General features: G+C 64.1%; 1 protein-coding gene and 2 pseudogenes (1 of these 3 cut by a window edge). All 3 read left to right on the top strand.

Annotated features, from left to right (window positions below; genetic code table 11):
• Positions 1-28: 28 nt before the first annotated feature.
• A pseudogene (locus tag ACMTA2_RS31570) lies at positions 29-3,115 on the top strand (non-ribosomal peptide synthetase); the annotation flags it as partial.
• Positions 3,089-4,567, top strand: a pseudogene (locus ACMTA2_RS31565) (condensation domain-containing protein); the annotation flags it as partial. The pseudogenes ACMTA2_RS31570 and ACMTA2_RS31565, both read left to right, overlap by 27 nt.
• On the top strand, positions 4,559-20,568 hold the 5' portion of the coding sequence (locus ACMTA2_RS31560; protein ID WP_490166889.1) for an amino acid adenylation domain-containing protein. It continues 1,912 nt past the right edge of the window; the window shows 16,010 of its 17,922 coding nt (coding positions 1-16,010); the start codon lies at positions 4,559-4,561; its stop codon lies off the right edge, out of view. The pseudogene ACMTA2_RS31565 and the gene ACMTA2_RS31560, both read left to right, overlap by 9 nt.

Genomic DNA, 20,568 nt, shown 5'->3' with positions numbered 1-20,568 from the left:
TGCGGGGTGCCAACGAATCACCCCGTCGATGCTGCCGCTGGTGACGCTGGACCAGGAAACCCTCGACCGGATCGTCGCCGGTGTGCCGGGCGGTGCCGGCAATGTCCAGGACATCTACCCGCTGGCACCGTTGCAGGAAGGCATTCTCTATCACCACATCGCTGCCGAAGAAGGCGATCCGTACCTGCTGCAAGCCACCTTCGCCATGGACAGCCGTGCTCAACTCGATGGCTTCGTCGCGGCCTTGCAGGCGGTGATCGACCGGCACGATATCCTCAGGACCGCGCTGCTGCGCGAAGGCCTTGAGGCGCCGTTGCAGGTGGTTCTGCGCCAGAGCCGGTTGACGCTCGAAGAGCAGGCCCTCGATCCGGCCAGGGGCGATATCGCGGCGCAGTTGCAAGGGTTGTTCGATCCGCGCCATTGCCGACTGGACCTCGACAAGGCGCCATTGATGCGCCTGGCCTGCGCCTGGGACAGTGTGCACCAGCGCTGGGTCGCGGTTCTGCTGTTTCACCACATCGCCCTGGACCATACCGCCCTGGACGTGATGCAGGAGGAAATGCTGGCGTTCCTCAATGGCGAGGGCGACCGCCTGGAAGCGGCCATGCCTTACCGTAATTACGTGGCGCAAACGCTGTTGGGCGTGCCGCGTGAGCAACATGAGCGCTTCTTCCGCGACATGCTCGCTGATGTCGACGAGCCGACGCTGCCGTTCGGTCTGCGGGAAGTCCAGGGGGATGGCCGGGGTATCGAAGAGGTCAAGCTGAACCTCGATCCGGATCTTTGCCGGCGTCTGCGGCAGCAGGCACGCCAACTGGGCGTGAGCGCGGCAGCCTTGCATCACCTGGCGTGGGCAAGGGTACTGGGGCGCGTGTCCGGTCGTGAGGACGTGGTCTTCGGCACCGTACTGCTGGGGCGCATGCAGAGCGGCGAGGGCGCGGATCGCGCCCTGGGCATGTTCATCAATACCCTGCCGTTGCGGGTGAACGTGGGCGGGCAGGACGTACGCGCCGGGGTCAAGGCGACACACGCGCGCCTGACGGCCCTGTTGGGCCACGAACACGCCTCGCTGGCACTGGCCCAGCGTTGCAGTGGCGTGCCGGCTTCGCTGCCGCTGTTCAGTGCGTTGCTGAACTATCGCCACAGCCCGCTCCAGGACGGCGACAGTGTCGACCGTTGGGCGGGTACGCAGGTGTTGGAGGTCATGGAGCGGACCAACTATCCGTGCATGTTGTCGGTGGACGATCAGGGCGAAGGCTTCCTGCTGAGCGTGCAGACGGCCGGCGGGGTTGATGCGCGGCAGGTCGGCGCCTACATGCAGACGGCCCTGGCGAGCCTGGTGGAGGCACTGGAGTGTGCGCCAGAGTCCGCGATCAACGATCTGGAAATCCTTTCTGAGCACGAGCGTTGGCAGGTGTTGCAGGACTTCAACAGCACCGCCGCTCATTTCCCTCTCGAGCAGACCATTCACGGGCTGTTCGAGGAGCAGGTGCAGCGCACGCCGGATGCGCTGGCGGTGCTGCATGGCGGGCAGCGCCTGACTTATGCTGAATTGAACGAGCAGGCCAACCGCCTGGCGCATTACCTGCGTGGGCAGGGCGTGCAGCCCGACTCGCGGGTGGCGATCTGTGTCGAGCGTGGTATCGACATGGTCGTGGGCCTGCTGGCGATCCTCAAGGCGGGCGGTGGTTATGTGCCGCTGGATCCGGCGTATCCGCTGGACCGGATTGGCTACATGCTGGAAGACAGTGCGCCGGCGGTGGTGCTGGCCCAGTCGGCAACGGTTGGGTTGTTGGCCGGTGCTTCGATGCCGGTGATCGACCTCGGTAGCGAGCTCTGGCAGGACGAGTCCGTCTCGAATCCTGTGATTGCCGAGCTGACTTCGTCCCATCTGGCCTACGTGATCTACACCTCCGGTTCCACTGGTTTGCCCAAAGGCGTGATGATCGAACACCGCAACACGGTGAACTTCCTGACCTGGGCCCATCGGTCGTTCGATGCCCAGACCCTGTCGAAAACTTTGTTCTCGACCTCGCTGAACTTCGACCTGGCCGTGTATGAATGCTTTGCACCATTGACTAGCGGCGGCAGCATCGAAGTCGTCACTAATGTGCTGGAACTGCAGCAGGGTGAGCACGACATCACCCTGGTCAACACCGTGCCATCGGCGCTCAAGGCGTTGCTGGAAGCCGGTGGGCTGGGCGAGGGCGTGGACACGGTGAACGTGGCCGGTGAAGCCCTCAAGCGCAGCCTCGTGGAAACACTGTTTGAACAGACTTCGGTCAAGCGCTTGTGCAACCTCTATGGTCCTTCGGAAACCACGACCTATTCGAGTTGGGTCTCGATGGCTCGTGAAGACGGTTTTGCTGCCCACATCGGCAAACCGGTCGCCAACACCCAGTTCTACTTGCTGGACGAACATAAACAACCGGTTCCGCTGGGCGTTCCGGGTGAAATCTACATCGGTGGTGCCGGTGTGGCGCGGGGTTATCTCAATCGTGACGACCTCACCGAAGAACGCTTCCTCAAGGATCCGTTCAGCAGTGCCTTAAACGCCCGGATGTACAAGACCGGCGACTTGGGCCGCTATCTCCCGGACGGCAACATCGAATACCTGGGCCGTAACGACGACCAGGTGAAGATCCGTGGTTTCCGCATCGAACTGGGCGAGATCGAAGCCAAGCTCGCCCAACATGATGCCGTGAAGGAAGCGGTGGTGCTGGCCCGCGAAGACGTACCCGGCGACAAGCGCCTGGTGGCCTACTTCACTGCGGCGAACGAAACAGCGGACCTCGAAACCCTGCGCCGCCACCTGCAAGGGCAATTGCCGGAATACATGGTGCCCGTGGCCTATGTGCGTCTCGACGCCATGCCGCTGACCCCCAACGGCAAGCTCGACCGCAAGGCCCTGCCAGCCCCGGACCACGATGCATTGATCAGCCGCGGCTACGAAGCCCCCCGAGGCGAAGTCGAAACCGCCCTGGCGCAGATCTGGCAGGACCTGCTGGGCCTGCAACAGGTCGGCCGTCACGACCACTTCTTCGAGCTGGGCGGCCATTCGCTGCTGGCCGTCAGCCTGATCGAGCGGATGCGACAGGTCAACCTGAGCGCCGATGTGCGCATTCTGTTCGGCCAGCCCACCCTGGCCGCGCTGGCGGCTGCGGTCGGCCGTCATGACGACCGCGAGGTTCAGGTTCCGGCGAACCTGATCGCGCCGGATTGCCAACGCATCACCCCCGATTTGCTGCCGCTGGTGACACTGACCCAGGACGCTATCGACCGCATCGTGGCGAGCGTGCCGGGTGGCGTGGGCAATGTGCAAGACATCTATCCGCTGGCACCCTTGCAGGAAGGCATCCTTTATCACCATTTCGCCGCTGAGCAGGGCGACCCCTACGTATTGCAAGCGCAGTTTGCCTTCGATAGCCGCAAGCGTCTCGACGATTTCACCCAGGCCCTGCAAGGCGTGATCGATCGTCACGACATCCTGCGTACGTCCATGGCCTGGGACGGCCTCGATGAACCGGTGCAAGTGGTCTGGCGCAAGGCCGCGCTGGGTGTCGAACAAGTGGCGTTGCGCCATGAGGACGGCGATATTGCCGATCAACTGCAGGCAGACTTCGATGCGCGCCTGGACATCCGCCAGGCTCCGTTGATGCGTATCCGCTTTGCCGAGGATGCGGTGAACCGGCGTTGGGTGGCGACACTGCTGTTCCATCACATGGCGCTCGATCACACGGCGCTGGAAGTGGTTCGCCATGAAATGCAGGCTCATTTGCTCGGACAGGCCGACCAGATGGGCGAGGCGGTGCCGTACCGCAATTATGTGGCCCAGGCTCGCCTGGGCGTCAGTCCGAAGGCGCATGAGGCGTTTTTCCGCGAGATGCTCGGCGCTGTCGATGAACCGACGCTGCCGTTCGGTCTACAGGATCTGCGTGGCGACGGCAGTAGCGTCGAAGAAGCCAGTCAGGGCATCGCCCCCGATCTGAGCCAACGCTTGCGCAGGCAGGCGCGCCGGTTGGGCGTGAGTGCGGCCAGTCTGCATCATCTGGCCTGGGCTCAGGTGCTGGGCCGGGTATCGGGCCGCGAAGACGTCGTGTTCGGTACGGTATTGATGGGCCGGATGCAGGGCGGCGAAGGCGCAGACCGAGCACTGGGCATGTTTATCAATACCTTGCCAATCGGCGTGCGACTGGGGGCACTCAGTGTGCGTGACGGCGTGTTGGCGACCCATGAACGGTTGACCGGTTTGTTGGGGCATGAACACGCTTCCCTGGCGCTGGCCCAACGTTGCAGTGGCGTGGCCGCGCCCACACCGCTATTCAGCGCATTACTCAACTACCGGCATACGGTGGCCGAACCCCTCGCACTGCAATCGTCATCAGCCTGGCAGGGGATCGAAGCCCTGGGAGGCGAGGAACGTACCAACTACCCGCTGACGCTCTCAGTGGACGACCTGGGCGAGGGGTTCAGCCTCACGGCGCAAGTCCAATCCCCTATTGGCGCCCAGCGCATCTGTGACTATATGCAGGTGGCATTGGAAAGTCTGGTTGATGCGTTGGAGCAGGCACCGCAAGCGCCTTTGCACAGCCTGGACATCCTGCCCCAGGCCGAGCGTCGACAGTTGATCGAGACCTGGAACGCCACGGGTGCGGTGTATGCCGAACAGGCGCTGATTCATCGCCAGGTCGAAGACCAGGCCACCCTGCAGCCTGAGGCGACGGCGGTGGTGTATGAAGGCCGGTCACTGAGCTACGGCGAACTCAACACCCGGGCGAACCAGGTCGCTCATCATCTGCTGGAGCTGGGTGTGCGCCCGGATGACCGCGTGGCGATCTGTGTCGAGCGCAGCCTGGAGATGATCGTCGGGTTGCTGGGCATCCTGAAGTCCGGGGCGGGTTACGTACCGATAGACCCGGCCTATCCGGCCGAGCGCATTGCCTACATGCTGCAGGACAGCGCCCCGGCGGCGGTCCTGGTGCAACTGGCTACCGGCGGCCTCATGGTCGACGTATCGGTGCCGGTGATCGATCTTGAACACGAGATCAGCCCCGACGGCGGCGGTGCCAACCCTCAGGTGCCGGACCTGGAGCCAAGTCATCTGGTCTATGTGATCTACACCTCGGGGTCGACCGGTCTGCCCAAAGGGGTGATGGTCGAGCATCGCAACCTCAACAACCTGGTGGGGTGGCATTGTCAGGCCTTCGAACTGGTGCGCGGCAGCCGCACGTCCAGCGTTGCCGGCTTCGGTTTCGACGCCGCGGCCTGGGAGATCTGGCCCGCCCTGTGCGCCGGGGCCACGCTGTTGCTGCCACCGGCCCATGCGGGCAGCGAGGATGTCGACGCACTGCTGGATTGGTGGCAGGCCCAGGCGCTGGATGTGTGCTTCCTGCCTACGCCGATTGCCGAGTACGCCTTCGGCAGCAACCTCAGCCACGATCGGTTGCGTACGCTGCTGATCGGTGGTGACCGTCTGCGCCGACAGCCCGTCGACCCACGCTTTACGCTGATCAACAACTATGGCCCCACGGAAACCACGGTGGTCGCCACCTCGGGCCGGATCGACGCCGCCCAGGCGGTGTTGCATATCGGCAAGCCGGTGGGCAACACACGGATCTACCTGCTCGATGCACACTTGCAACCGGTTCCGGTCGGTGCGACGGGTGAGCTTTATATCGGGGGCGCAGGGGTCGCGCGAGGTTACTTGAACCGTGCCGAGCTGACCGTCGAGCGTTTCGTGCAAGACCCATTCAGCCCCGTGCAAGGCGCGAGGATGTACCGTACCGGTGACCTTGGACGTTATTTGCCGGACGGCAATATCGAATACCTGGGGCGCAATGATGGTCAGCTGAAAATACGCGGCTTGCGCATTGAACTGGGTGAAATCGAATCCAGGCTCAGTGATTGTGCCGGTGTGCGCGAGGCTGTGGTCATCGCGGCTGGTGACACACCGGATGACAAGCGTCTGGTGGCCTATTACACGTCACACGAGGGCGAATACCCGGCCCTGGCGGCCGACGATTTGCGTGCGCAATTGCAGGTGCATTTGCCCCGGCACATGGTGCCGTCGGTTTATGTGCGCCTCGACGCGCTGCCTTTGACGGCCAATGGCAAGCTTGATCGCCGAGCGCTCCCCGCCCCGGACAGCGCGGCCTATTCGAGCCGCGACCATGAGGCGCCACAGGGCGACATGGAAATGCGCATCGCCGATATCTGGCGTCAGTTGCTGGGCGTGGAGCAGATCGGTCGTCATGACGATTTCTTCGAGCTGGGCGGGCATTCGTTGCTGGCCGTGCGATTGATGTCTCAGGTGCGCCAGCAACTGGGCGTGGAACTGACCCTGGCGGAACTGTTTGCCAACTCCGGATTGATGGGATTGTCAGCCTGGGCCTCCCAGGCGTCGGCAAGCACGTTGCCGCCCATCGAGGCGGTGCCGCGCGACAGTGCGTTGCCCCTGTCGTTCGCACAGCAGCGCCTGTGGTTTTTGGCGCAGATGGACGGCAGCGCTGCTTATCACATCTGCGGTGGCTTGCGTCTCAAGGGCCGGCTGTCACCGCAAGCCCTGCATGGGGCATTGGACCGGATCGTGGCGCGTCACGAAGCGTTACGCACCACGTTCGACAAGGTCGACGGTGAGGTGGTGCAGTGCATCGCCGTCGAAGGGGCCGGCTTTGCCTTGACGTTCCATGACCTGTCCCTGCATACCGACGCCGAAGGCGAACTGGCCCGGTTGGCCGCGGACGAGGCGCGGGCGCCGTTCGATCTGCAACGGGGGCCCTTGATCCGCGGTCGCCTCGTGCGGCTGGCGGACGAGACGCATGTTCTGCTGGTGACCCTGCACCACATCGTCTCGGATGGTTGGTCGATGGACGTGCTGACCCGTGAGTTGGGGAGGCTCTACCAGGCTTGCCTGCATGGCGCGGCCGATCCGTTGTCACCGCTGCCGATCCAATATGCGGACTATGCCGTCTGGCAGCGCCGCTGGCTGAGCGGCGACGTGTTGAGTGAGCAGAATGCCTACTGGCAACGGACACTGGCGGATGCACCGCCTTTATTGACCTTGCCCGTAGACCGTCCGCGACCCGCGCAGCAGGACTATGCCGGAGCGCGTTTGCCGGTGCTCTTCGATGAGGCGCTGACGGCCGATCTCAAGGCGTTGAGCCAGCGCCACGGCACGACCTTGTACATGACGGTGCTGGCCGGTTGGGCGGCGGTGCTTGGCCGCCTCTCGGGGCAGGATACGATCGTCATCGGCTCGCCGACGGCCAACCGTCGGCGCGTGGAGGTCGAGGAACTGATCGGGTTCTTCGTCAACACCTTGGCCGTGCCCGTTGATGTGTCCGGGGGGCCGAGCGTCGAAACGTTGCTGCAACGGGTAAAGGCACAGACGTTGAGCGCCCAGGCCCATCAGGACCTGCCGTTCGAGCAAGTGGTGGAGCGGGTCAAGCCGATGCGCAGCCTGTCCCACAGTCCGTTGTTCCAGGCCATGCTGTCCTGGCAGGCAGCCGTTGAACAGAACCTCGTCCTGGAAGGACTGACGCTGGAGACCGTGGAGGCACCGGGGCATAGCGCGAAATTCGATGTGTCACTGAACCTGGGTGAGGTAGATGGCCTGATTTCAGGCTCCCTGGAGTACGCCACGGCGTTGTTCGACCAGACGACCATGGAGCGTTACCTCGGCTATCTGGAACGCATGTTGCGGGCGATGGTGGCGGATGCTCGCGTCGCCATCAGCGACATCGTGCTGCCGGACGATGCCGAACGTCGTCAGTTGGAATGCTTCAATGCCACTGACGCCGAGTATCCGCTGGAACAGACGATTCACGGGCTGTTCGAGGAGCAGGTGCAGCGCACGCCGGATGCGCTGGCGGTGCTGCATGGCGGGCAGCGCCTGAGCTATCGCGAGCTGAACGAGCAGGCCAACCGCCTGGCGCATTACCTGCGTGGGCAGGGCGTGCAGCCCGACTCGCGGGTGGCGATCTGTGTCGAGCGTGGTATCGATATGGTCGTGGGCCTGCTGGCGATCCTCAAGGCGGGCGGTGGTTATGTGCCGCTGGATCCGGCGTATCCGGCGGATCGGATTGCCTACATGCTGGAGGACAGTGCGCCGGCGGTGGTGCTGGTGCAGGCGGCGACAGTGGGGTTGTTGGCCGGTGCTTCGATGCCGGTGATTGATTTGGGCAGTGGGCTCTGGCAGGACGAGTCCGTCTCGAATCCTGTGATTGCCGAGCTGACTTCGTCCCATCTGGCCTACGTGATCTACACCTCCGGTTCCACCGGTTTGCCGAAAGGCGTGATGATCGAACACCGCAACACGGTGAATTTCCTGACGTGGGCGCATCGGTCATTTGATGCCCAGACCCTGTCGAAAACCTTGTTCTCGACGTCGCTGAACTTCGACCTGGCGGTCTACGAGTGCTTCGCACCGCTGACGTCGGGCGGCAGCATCGAGGTGGTCACTAATGTGCTGGAACTGCAACAGGGCGAGCACGACATCACCCTGATCAACACCGTGCCGTCGGCGCTCAAGGCGCTGTTGGAAGCCGGTGGGCTGGGCGAGGGCGTGGACACGGTGAACGTGGCCGGTGAAGCCCTCAAGCGCAGCCTCGTGGAAACACTGTTTGAACAGACTTCGGTCAAGCGCTTGTGCAACCTCTATGGTCCTTCGGAAACCACGACGTACTCAAGCTGGGTATCGATGGCTCGCGAAGATGGGTTTGCCGCGCATATCGGCAAACCAGTGGCGAACACTCAGTTCTATCTGCTGGATGAACACAAGCAACCGGTACCGCTGGGCGTGCCGGGTGAAATCTACATCGGCGGCGCAGGTGTCGCCCGTGGTTATCTCAATCGTGATGACCTGACGGCTGAACGTTTCCTCAAGGATCCGTTCAGCAGTGCCTTAAACGCCCGGATGTACAAGACCGGCGACCTGGGCCGTTATCTCCCGGACGGCAACATCGAATACCTGGGCCGCAACGACGACCAGGTGAAGATCCGTGGTTTCCGCATCGAACTGGGCGAGATCGAAGCCAAGCTCGCCCAACATGATGCCGTGAAGGAAGCGGTGGTGCTGGCCCGCGAAGACGTGCCCGGCGACAAGCGCCTGGTGGCCTACTTCACTGCGGCGAACGAAACAGCGGACATCGAAACCCTGCGCCGCCACCTGCAAGGGCAATTGCCGGAATACATGGTGCCCGTGGCGTATGTGCGTCTCGACGCCATGCCGCTGACCCCCAACGGCAAGCTCGACCGCAAGACCTTGCCGGCCCCGGACCTGGATTCGGTCATCACCCGCGGCTACGAAGCCCCCCGAGGCGAAGTCGAAACCGCCCTGGCGCAGATCTGGCAGGACCTGCTGGGCTTGCAACAGGTGGGCCGTCACGACCAGTTCTTCGAGCTGGGCGGTCATTCGCTGTTGGCCGTCAGCCTGATCGAGCGCATGCGTCAAGCCGGCCTGAGTGCCGACGTGCGTGTATTGTTCGGCCAACCGACGCTGTCGGCATTGGCGGCGGCAGTGGGCGGGCGCAGCGAAATCGTGGTGCCGGCCAACGGCATTGCCCACGGCTGCATGAAGATCACGCCGCAAATGCTGTCGTTGACCAGCCTGGACCAGGATGCCATCGACCGCATCGTGGCGACGGTGCCGGGTGGCGCGCGCAACGTGCAAGAAATCTACCCCGTGGCACCGCTCCAGGAAGGCATTCTCTACCATCACCTCTCGGCCGAGCAGGGCGATCCCTATGTCTTGCAGGCCCTGTTCGGCCTGCAGGACCGGCAGCGCCTCGACGACTTCATTCGGGCGTTGCAGGGCGTCATCGATCGCCACGACATCTTGCGCACCGCCATCGTGTGGGAGGGTCTCGACGAGCCTCAGCAAGTGGTCTGGCGCGAAGCGCGATTGGGCCTGGAGGCGTTCACGCCGGATCCGCAAGGCGGGGACATCATTGAACAGCTGCACCGGCGTTTCGACGCTCGGCACTATGGGCTTGACATGACCCAGGCACCGCTGATGCGCCTGGCGTTCGCCGAAGACAAGCCCAACCAGCGTTGGGTTGCCTTGCTGCTGTTCCACCACATCGCCCTCGATCACACGGCGCTCAAGGTGGTGCAGCACGAGATGCAGATGCACTTGTTGGGGCAGATCGGACAGTTGGATGCACCGGTGCCTTATCGTCACTATGTGGCGCAGGCACGCCTGGGTGTGAGTCGTGAAGAGCACGAGGCGTTCTTCCGCGACATGCTCGGCGACGTGGATGAACCGACGCTGCCGTTCGGCTTGCAACAGGTGCAGGGCGACGGCAATGACATCGAGGAGGCCAGGCGGCTGCTCGACCGCGACCTGAGCCGCCGTCTGCGACGTCTGGCACGGATGGCCGGCGTGGGGGCGGCCAGTCTCCATCACTTGGCGTGGGCGCAGGTGCTGGCGTGCGTCTCGGGCACACCTGACGTGGTGTTCGGTACGGTGCTGATGGGCCGGATGCAGGGTGGCCAGGGCGCTGATCGTGCTTTGGGGATGTTCATCAATACCTTGCCATTGCGGGTGGCGGTGGGTCAGCAGGATGTGCAGCAGGGCGTCCAGGCCGTTCATGGACGTCTCTCCGCGCTGTTGGGGCATGAACATGCCTCGCTGGCGCTGGCACAGCGCTGCAGCGGGGTGGGTGCGCCGATACCGCTGTTCAGCGCATTGCTGAACTACCGCAATTCCAGCGAACAGTTGGATACGCAGAGTGAGGCCTTGGCCTGGCAGGGCATCGAGACACTGGGCGGTGAAGCCCGCACCAACTATCCGCTGACGCTGTCGGTGGACGACCTGGGTGAAGATTTCGCCTTGACGGTCCTGGCGGCGAACGGTGTGGGCGCTCAACGGGTCTGCGCCTACATGGAGCGCGCACTGCAAAGCCTTGCCACTGCGCTGGAGTCCAGCCCTGCTTCACGTCTGCAGGACCTGACCGTGCTGCCGCAAGCCGAACGTCAACAGGTGCTGGACGCGTTCAATGCAACCGCACGCGACTATCCACGGGACAAGACGGTCCATGGTCTGTTTGAAGCGCAGGTGCGGGCCAATCCCGAGGCGCTGGCGGCCGTGCACGACGAGCACTGTCTGACCTACGCCGAGCTGAACGACCGGGCCAATCGCCTGGCTCGTCATCTGGTCGGCCTGGGCATACAGCCGGGCGACAGCGTGGCGCTGGGGCTGGCGCGTTCGATCGAGCTGCTGGTCAGCCAACTGGCGGTGCTCAAATGCGCTGCCGTCTACGTGCCGCTGGATGTCAGCGCGCCTTTGGAACGCCAACAGTTCATGGTCGAGGACAGCGGGGCGAAGGTGCTGCTGACCCTGGCTGGCATGGACGTGTCTGAAGGCAGGCTGCGTGTCGACCTGGACACCGTGGCGCTGGAGGACGCGTGCACGAACCTCGACCTGACCCAGAGCGCCGAATCCGTCGCCTATATCATGTACACCTCGGGCTCTACCGGCACACCGAAGGGTGTGCTGGTGCCGCATCGGGCGATCAACCGCCTGGTGATCAACAACGGCTACGCGGATTTCAACGCCCGGGATCGGGTGGCGTTTGCCTCCAATCCGGCCTTCGATGCCAGCACCCTGGATGTCTGGGCGCCGTTGCTCAATGGCGGTTGCGTGGTGGTGGTCGAGCAGGAGGTGCTGCTGGACCAGGCGCGCTTTGCCGCGCTGTTGACCGAGCAGTCGGTCAGCGTGCTGTGGATGACTGCCGGGCTGTTCCACCAGTACGCCGACGGCATGCTGCCGGTGTTCAAACAACTGCGCTACCTGATCGTGGGTGGTGATGTGCTGGATCCGGCGGTGATCGGTCGCGTCCTGAAAGATGGCGCACCGCAGCATCTGCTCAACGGCTATGGCCCGACGGAAGCGACCACGTTCACCACCACGCACGAAATCCGCACCGTGGGCGAGGGGGGGATTCCGATTGGTCGTCCGATCGGCAACACCCGCGTCTACGTGCTGGATGCGAATCAGCAACCGGTGCCGGTGGGTGTGGCGGGCGAGTTGTACATCGGTGGCGACGGTGTAGCCCTTGGTTACCTGAACCGCCCCGAGCTGACCGCCGAGAAGTTCGTCGCCGACCCGTTCAGCGCCGATCCGGCGGCCTTGCTCTACCGCACTGGCGACCTGGCGCGCTGGCGTGCCGATGGCGCCGTGGATTACCTGGGGCGTAACGACGACCAGGTGAAGATCCGTGGTTTCCGCATCGAACTGGGCGAGATCGAAGCCCGGTTGGGCCAATGTGCCGGGGTGAAAGATGCCGTGGTACTGGCACGCCAGGACGACAACGGACCCAAACGCCTGGTGGGTTATGTGATCCCTGAAGAGGGGGCCACGGTGTCGGTGCACGACCTGCGCAGCCAACTGGCGAGCACGCTGGCCGAGTACATGGTCCCCAGCGCCTTCGTCGTGTTGCCATCCTTCCCGCTGACCGCCAACGGCAAGCTGGACCGTCGCGCACTGCCGGCACCGGACGCCGAGGCCTACGCCAGCCGCGAATACGAAGCCCCGCAGGGCGAAGTGGAACAGACCCTGGCCCGGCTCTGGGCCGAGGTGCTCAAGGTCGAGCAGGTGGGTCGTCACGACCACTTCTTCGAACTGGGCGGCCACTCGCTGCTGGCGGTGACCCTGATCGAACGCATGCGCCAGGTTGGTTTGAGCGCCGACGTGCGGGTGCTGTTCAGCCAGCCGACCCTGGCGGCACTGGCGGCCGCCATCGGCAGTGGCAAGGAGATTACGGTTCCCGAAAACCTGATTGCGGCCGACTGTGAACGGATCACGCCGGCCATGCTCACGTTGATGGCGCTTGAACAGGAGACCATCGACCGGATCGTCGCGACGGTGCCGGGCGGTGCGCGCAACGTACAGGACATCTACCCGCTGGCGCCGTTGCAGGAAGGCATCCTCTATCATCACCTGGCCGCCGAACAGGGCGATCCCTATGTGCTGAAGATGCTCTTCGATCTGAAGCGTCGTGACCGGCTGACAGCCTTCGTCGACGCACTTCAACATGTCATCGACCGCCACGACATCCTGCGCACCAGTGTGGTGTGGCAAGGATTCGACACACCGGTACAGGTGGTCTGGCGTCAAGCGCAGTTGATGGTGGAAGAGGTGGTACTGGCAGACGCCGCGGGGGATATCGCGACGCAGTTGCAGGACCGCTTCGATCCACGGCATTACCGTCTCGATATCACCCGGGCCCCCATGCTACGTCTGGCTTTCGCGCAAGATGCGGTCAATGGGCGTTGGGTCGCGGTATTGCTGTTCCATCACATGGCGCTGGATCACACCGCCATGGAGGTGGTTCAGCACGAAATGCAGGCGCATCTGCTGGGTGAGGCCGTTCCACTGGCGGCGGTGCCGTATCGCAACTATGTGGCGCAGGCCCGTCTGGGTGTGAGCGAGCAGGAGCATGAAGGGTTCTTCCGCGAGATGCTCGGCGATGTCGACGAACCGACCTTGCCGTTCGGTGTGCGGGAAGTACAGGGCGACGGAGGGGATATCGAGCAAGCCCGCCGGCCGGTCGACGGGGCGTTGAGCCTGCGCCTGAGGGCCCAGGCCCGTCAGTTGGGCGTCAGTGCCGCCAGCCTGGTTCACCTGGCCTGGGCACAGTGGCTGGGTCGTGTGTCCGGCAAGGACGACGTGGTATTCGGCACCGTGCTGATGGGCCGGATGCAAGGCGGCGACGGTGCCGACCGGGCGCTGGGCATGTTCATCAACACCTTGCCGTTGCGCGTGGAGGTGGGTACCCAGGGTGTGCGTGAGGGGGTGAAAGCCACCCACGCCCGGCTGACCGGCCTGTTGGGGCATGAGCACGCGTCCCTGGCCCTGGCCCAGCGTTGCAGCGGCGTGGTCGCACCGATGCCGCTGTTCAGTGCCTTGCTCAACTATCGCCATAGCGCTGGCCTGGCGAGTTCGAGCCAGGCGCTGGCCGGCTGGGAGGGCATCGAGACCCTGAGCAATGAAGAGCGCACCAACTATCCACTGACCTTGTCGGTGGACGATCTGGGCGAAGGTTTCCACCTGAGCGCGCTGGCGGTGCCGCAGATCGGCGCGCAGCGGGTGTGTGATTCCATGCATATTGCCCTGGAAAACCTGGTGGAATCCCTGGAGCAGGCGCCGTCGACGCTGTTGAACAGGCTGTCTATTCTCTCGCCTGCCGAGCATCGGCAGGTGGTGACGGGTTTCAACACGACCGGGCGTTCTTATCCGCAGGACCAGACGGTCAGCGGCCTGTTCGAAGTTCAAGCCGAGGTCCGTCCCCATGCCATCGCCGTGGTACAGGATGGGCAGTGCCTGACATACAGCGAGCTCAATGCCAGGGCCAATGGTCTGGCCCGTCATCTGGTCGGCCTGGGCGTACAGCCGGGCGACAGCGTGGCGCTGGGGCTGGCGCGTTCGATCGAGCTGCTGGTCAGCCAACTGGCGGTGCTCAAATGCGCTGCCGTCTACGTGCCGCTGGATGTCAGCGCGCCTTTGGAACGCCAACAGTTCATGGTCGAAGACAGCGGGGCGAAGGTTCTGCTGACCCTGGCTGGCATGGACGTGCCTGAAGGCAGGCTGCGTGTCGACCTGGACACCGTGGCGCTGGACGGAATCTTTGATGACCTGAACCTGATGCAGAGCGCCGAATCCGTCGCCTATATCATGTACACCTCGGGCTCTACCGGCACACCGAAGGGTGTGCTGGTGCCGCATCGGGCGATCAACCGCCTGGTGATCAACAACGGCTACGCGGATTTCAACGCCCGGGATCGGGTGGCGTTTGCCTCCAATCCGGCCTTCGATGCCAGCACCCTGGACGTTTGGGCGCCACTGCTCAACGGCGGTTGCGTGGTGGTGGTCGATCAGGACGTGCTGCTGTCCCGGGAACATTTTGCCGCGCTGTTGACCGAGCAGTCGGTCAGCGTGCTGTGGATGACTGCCGGGCTGTTCCACCAGTACGCCGACGGCATGCTGCCGGTGTTCAAGCAACTGCGCTACCTGATCGTGGGGGGCGACGTGCTGGATCCGGCGGTGATCGGTCGCGTCCTGAAAGACGGTGCGCCGCAGCATCTGCTCAACGGCTATGGCCCGACCGAAGCCACGACATTCACGACCACCTATGAAATTCAAACCGTGGGCGAGGGCGGTATCCCGATTGGTCATCCGATTGGCAACACCCGCGTCTACGTGCTGGATGCGAATCAGCAACCCGTGCCGGTGGGTGTGGCGGGCGAGTTGTACATCGGTGGCGACGGTGTAGCCCTTGGTTACCTGAACCGCCCCGAGCTGACCGCCGAGAAGTTCGTCGCCGACCCGTTCAGCGCCGATCCGGCGGCCTTGCTCTACCGCACCGGCGACCTGGCGCGCTGGCGTGCCGACGGCGCCGTGGATTATCTGGGGCGTAACGACGACCAGGTGAAGATCCGTGGTTTCCGCATCGAACTGGGCGAGATCGAAGCCCGGTTGGGCCAATGCGCCGGGGTGAAAGACGCCGTGGTACTGGCGCGCCAGGACGACAACGGACCCAAACGCCTGGTGGGTTATGTGATTCCGGAAGCGAACATCACCCTGTCGGTACACGACCTGCGCAGCCAACTGGCGAGCACGCTGGCCGAGTACATGGTCCCCAGCGCCTTCGTCGTGCTGCCATCCTTCCCATTGACCGCCAACGGCAAGCTGGACCGCCGTGCCTTGCCGGCGCCGGACGCGGACGCCTACGCCAGCCGCGAATACGAAGCCCCGCAGGGCGAAGTGGAACAGACCCTGGCCCGGCTCTGGGCCGAGGTGCTCAAGGTCGAACAGGTGGGTCGTCACGACCACTTCTTCGAACTGGGCGGTCACTCGCTGCTGGCGGTGACCCTGATCGAACGCATGCGCCAGGCCGGCCTGAGTGCCGACGTGCGGGTGCTGTTCAGTCAGCCGACCCTGGCGGCACTGGCGGCCGCCATCGGCAGCGGCAAGGAAATCAGCGTGCCGGAAAACCGCATCCCGGCCGAGTGCGAGCACATCACACCCGAGCTGCTGCCTCTGGTCGATCTGACCCAGGACACGATCGATCGCCTGGTATCGACGGTGCCGGGCGGTGCGCGCAACGTACAGGACATCTACCCGCTGGCGCCGTTGCAGGAAGGCATCCTTTACCACCACCTGGCCGCCGAACAGGGCGACCCCTACGTGCTCCAGTCGCAGTTCGCCTTCGACAGCCTCGAACGCTTCGAGGCATTCGTCGGGGCGTTGCAGGTGGTGATCGACCGTCACGACATCCTGCGCACCAGCGTGGCCTGGGAAGGCCTGGACGAACCGCTGCAGTTGGTCTGGCGCCACGCGAAGCTGGAGCCACAGTGCTTCGAAGCCGACGCCATGGCCGGTGACGTCGCCACGCAACTGGCGAGCCGCTTCGATGCGCGCCACTACCGCCTGGACCTGCGCCATGCGCCGATGCTGCAACTGGTCTACAGCCGCGACGAAGCCCAGGACCGCTGGGTGGCGATCCTGCTGTTCCATCACATGGCGCTGGACCATACGGCCTTGGAGGTCGTGCAACAGGAAATGCAGGCGCACCTGATGGGCGAGGCCGGACAACTGGCCGATCCGGTGCCGTATCGCAACTATGTGGCCCAGGTACGACTGGGGACGAGCGAGGCGGAACACGAAGCATTTTTCCGCCAGATGCTCGGCGGGATCGATGAGCCGACGCTGCCGTTCGGACTGGCACAGGTCCAGGGTGACGGGCGTGGCATCGAAGAAGTGACGGTGGCCGTCGATGAGGCGTTGAGCCTGGGGCTGCGCAGTCAGGCCCGGCGCCTGGGCGTGAGTGCCGCGAGCCTGATTCACTTGGCATGGGGCCGGGTCATGGCCCTGGCATCCGGTCAGGAGAACGTGGTGTTCGGCACGGTCCTGTTAGGCCGGATGCAGGGTGGCGACGGCGCTGATCGGGCGCTGGGGATGTTCATCAACACCTTGCCGATATGCGTTTCGGTGGGCGAGCAAAGTGTGCGTGATGCAGTGAAGATGACCCACGCACGGCTGACCGCAATGCTGGCCCATGAGCATGCCTCCCTGGCCCTGGCCCAACGCTGCAGCAGCGTGGCGTCGCCGACACCACTGTTCAGTGCGTTGCTCAATTACCGGCACAGCTCGATCGAGATGACAGATGCGTTGTTGTCGGCCTGGAACGGCATGCAAATGCTGTCCAGCGAAGAACGTACCAACTACCCGCTGACAATGAACGTCGATGACCTCGGCGACGGTTTCAGCCTGACGGCACTGGTCGAAGCGCGGATCGGGGCGCAACGCATCTGTGACTACATGCACATGGCGCTGCGCAGTCTCTTCGATGCACTGGAACATGCACCGCACCAGCCGGTGCAAAGCCTGGCGGTGTTACCGCCGACGGAGCGTTGCCAGTTGCTGGAAACCTGGAATGCCTCGCCGCAGACGTACGCCCATGACACGCTGATCCACGGGCAATTCGAAGCCCGCGCCGTGGCTCAGCCCGACGCAGTGGCGGTGGTATTTGAGGACCGCGCACTGTCCTACGGTGAACTCAACGCCCGGGCCAACCAGCTTGCTCATCGCCTGTTGTCACTGGGCATTCGCCCGGATGACCGGGTGGCGATCTGTGTCGAGCGCGGCCTGGACATGATTGTCGGTCTGTTGGGTATTCTCAAGGCCGGTGCCGGTTATGTACCGCTGGACCCGGCCTATCCCCTGGAGCGTCTGGCCTTCATGATCGAGGACAGCGCCCCGGTGGCAATCGTCGTGCACACCGCGACCCAAACGCTGCTGGTCGACGAATCGGTGCGGCTGATTGACCTCGACCATTGCGGATTGGCCAGTCAATCCGTGGAGAATCCGACGGTGTCGGGATTGACGTCGCAGCACTTGGCGTACGTGATCTACACCTCCGGCTCCACCGGTTTGCCCAAGGGTGTAATGGTCGAGCACCGCAACGTGGCCCGGCTGTTCTCGGCCACCCAGCCGTGGTTCGATTTCGGCCCGCAGGACGTCTGGGCGCTGTTCCATTCCTTCGCCTTCGACTTCTCGGTCTGGGAAATCTGGGGCGCGCTGACCCATGGCGGCCGCTTGTTGGTGGTGCCGCAGTTGGTCAGCCGTTCGCCGCAGGACTGCTACGCACTGCTGTGCAAGGCGGGCGTCACGGTGCTGAACCAGACCCCAAGCGCATTCCGCCAGTTGATCGCGGCCCAGGGCGAAAGCGACCTGGGCCACAGCCTGCGCCAGGTGATCTTCGGCGGCGAAGCGCTGGAAACCGGCATTCTCAAGCCGTGGTACGCCCGTGAGATCAATGCCCAGACGCAGTTGGTCAACATGTACGGCATCACCGAAACCACCGTGCACGTGACCTACCGTGCACTGTGTGCGACGGACGCCCAACTGACCGGTGTCAGCCCCATCGGCAAACGCATCCCCGACTTGCAGTTGTATGTGCTTGACGCACAACACGAACCCGTACCGGTCGGTGTGGTCGGTGAAATGTACGTCGGTGGTGCAGGTGTGAGTCGCGGTTACCTGAACCGCGCCGAGCTGACCGCCGAGCGTTTCCTGGATAACCCGTTCAGCCATGAGCCGAACGCCCGCATGTACAAGACCGGCGACCTGGGTCGCTGGCTGGCGGACGGCAGCATCGAATACCTGGGGCGTAACGACGACCAGGTGAAGATCCGTGGTTTCCGTATCGAACTGGGCGAGATCGAGGCCGCGCTGGCGGCTTGCGAAGGGGTCAGAGAGGCGGTGGTCATCGCCCGTGAGGACGCGCCGGGCGACAAGCGCCTGGTGGCTTATGTCATTGCCAGGGAAGACGCGCAGCCAGCGGCTGCCGAGCTGCGCACGCAGTTGCTGGGCTCGCTGGCGGACTACATGGTGCCGAGTGCCTTCGTGGTGCTCGAAGCCTTCCCGCTGACCACCAATGGCAAGCTGGATCGCAAGGCGTTGCCGGCACCGGATCAATCGGCGGTCGCAACGCGTGAATATGAGGCGCCACAAGGCGAGATCGAAGCCATCCTCGCCACGCTCTGGCGAGATTTGTTGGACCTTGAGCAGGTCGGACGCCACGACCACTTCTTCGAGCTGGGCGGTCATTCGCTGCTGGCGGTCAAGTTGATCGAGCGCATGCGCAACGCCGGGCTGAGTGCCGATGTGCGGGTGCTGTTCGGCCAACCGACCCTGGCGGCCCTGGCGGCGGCAGTGGGGGACGATTTGGAAGTCGTGGTGCCGGCCAATGGTATTGCGGACGGTTGCGCGCGCATTACCCCGGACATGCTGCCCCTGGTCGACCTGGACCAGGACGCCATCGACCATATCGTGGCAACAGTGCCGGGCGGTGTGGCCAATGTGCAGGACATCTACCCGTTGGCGCCATTGCAGGAGGGGATCGTTTACCACCACCTCGCCGCAGAGCAGGGTGACCCCTACCTTCAATACATGATGTTCGCGTTCGACAGCGCCACGCGCCTGGACGGGTTTGTCCAGGCGTTCCAGGCGGTCATTGCCCGGCATGACATCCTGCGTACGGGTGTGCTCTGGGAAGGTCTGGCCGAGCCTGTCCAGGTGGTCTGGCGTGAGGCACGGCTGGATGTGGAGTCGGTGCAGCTGGACCCGGCAGCCGGGGATATTGCCGGACAATTGCATCAACGTTTCGACCCGCGGCACTACCGCCTGGACATTCGCCAGGCACCGCTGATGCGGCTGGCCTATGCGCGGGATCCGGACAATCAGCGCTGGGTCGGTATCCTGCTGTTCCATCACTTGGTGGACGATGCCACGTCCCTGGCGGTACTGGCGGCCGAAATCGAGGCGTACATGCTCGGCCAGGCGCAGCGCCTGCCCGCGTCGGTGCCGTACCGCAACTACGTGGCGCAAGCCCGGTTGGGTGTCAATCGCGAAGCCCACGAAGGGTTCTTCCGCGAGATGCTCGGCGATGTCGACGAGCCAACGCTGCCCTTCGGCTTGCTGGATGTGCAAGGTGACGGCAGTGCAATCGAGGAAGTGCGCCAGGACGTCGCGCTCGACCTGAGCCGCCGCGTGCGTAGCCAGGCCCGTCAGCTCGGGGTGAGCGCGGCGAGCTTGTATCACCTGGCCTGGGCGCAGGTGCTGGGCGTGGTGTCGGGCAAGGAGGACGTGGTATTCGGCACGGTGCTGGTGGGCCGGATGCAGGGCGGCGAGGGTGCCGACCGGGCGTTGGGCATGTTCATCAATACCCTGCCGTTGCGGGTCCGACTGGGGCAGACCAGCGTTCGTGACGGCGTGAAGGCGACCCATGGAAGCCTGACGGCCTTGCTGGCCCACGAGCATGCCGCGCTTGCGCTGGCGCAACGTTGCAGCGGCGTGGAAGCGCCAATGCCGCTGTTCAGTGCCTTGCTCAACTACCGTCACACCGCGACGACCGCTTCGGCGCAGACATTGGCAGCCTGGGACGGTATCGAGCTGCTGGGCGGCGAGGAACGGACCAACTACCCGCTGACCTTGTCGGTGGACGACCAGGGCGATGCCTTCAGCTTCAGCATCATGACTGCGGCGCGGATCGGCGCGCAGCGCCT

The organism is Pseudomonas medicaginis, from assembly GCF_965119365.1.
Classification (GTDB): domain Bacteria; phylum Pseudomonadota; class Gammaproteobacteria; order Pseudomonadales; family Pseudomonadaceae; genus Aquipseudomonas.
Note: the sequence above shows the minus strand (reverse complement) of the source record. Positions and strands in the feature narration are given on the sequence as shown.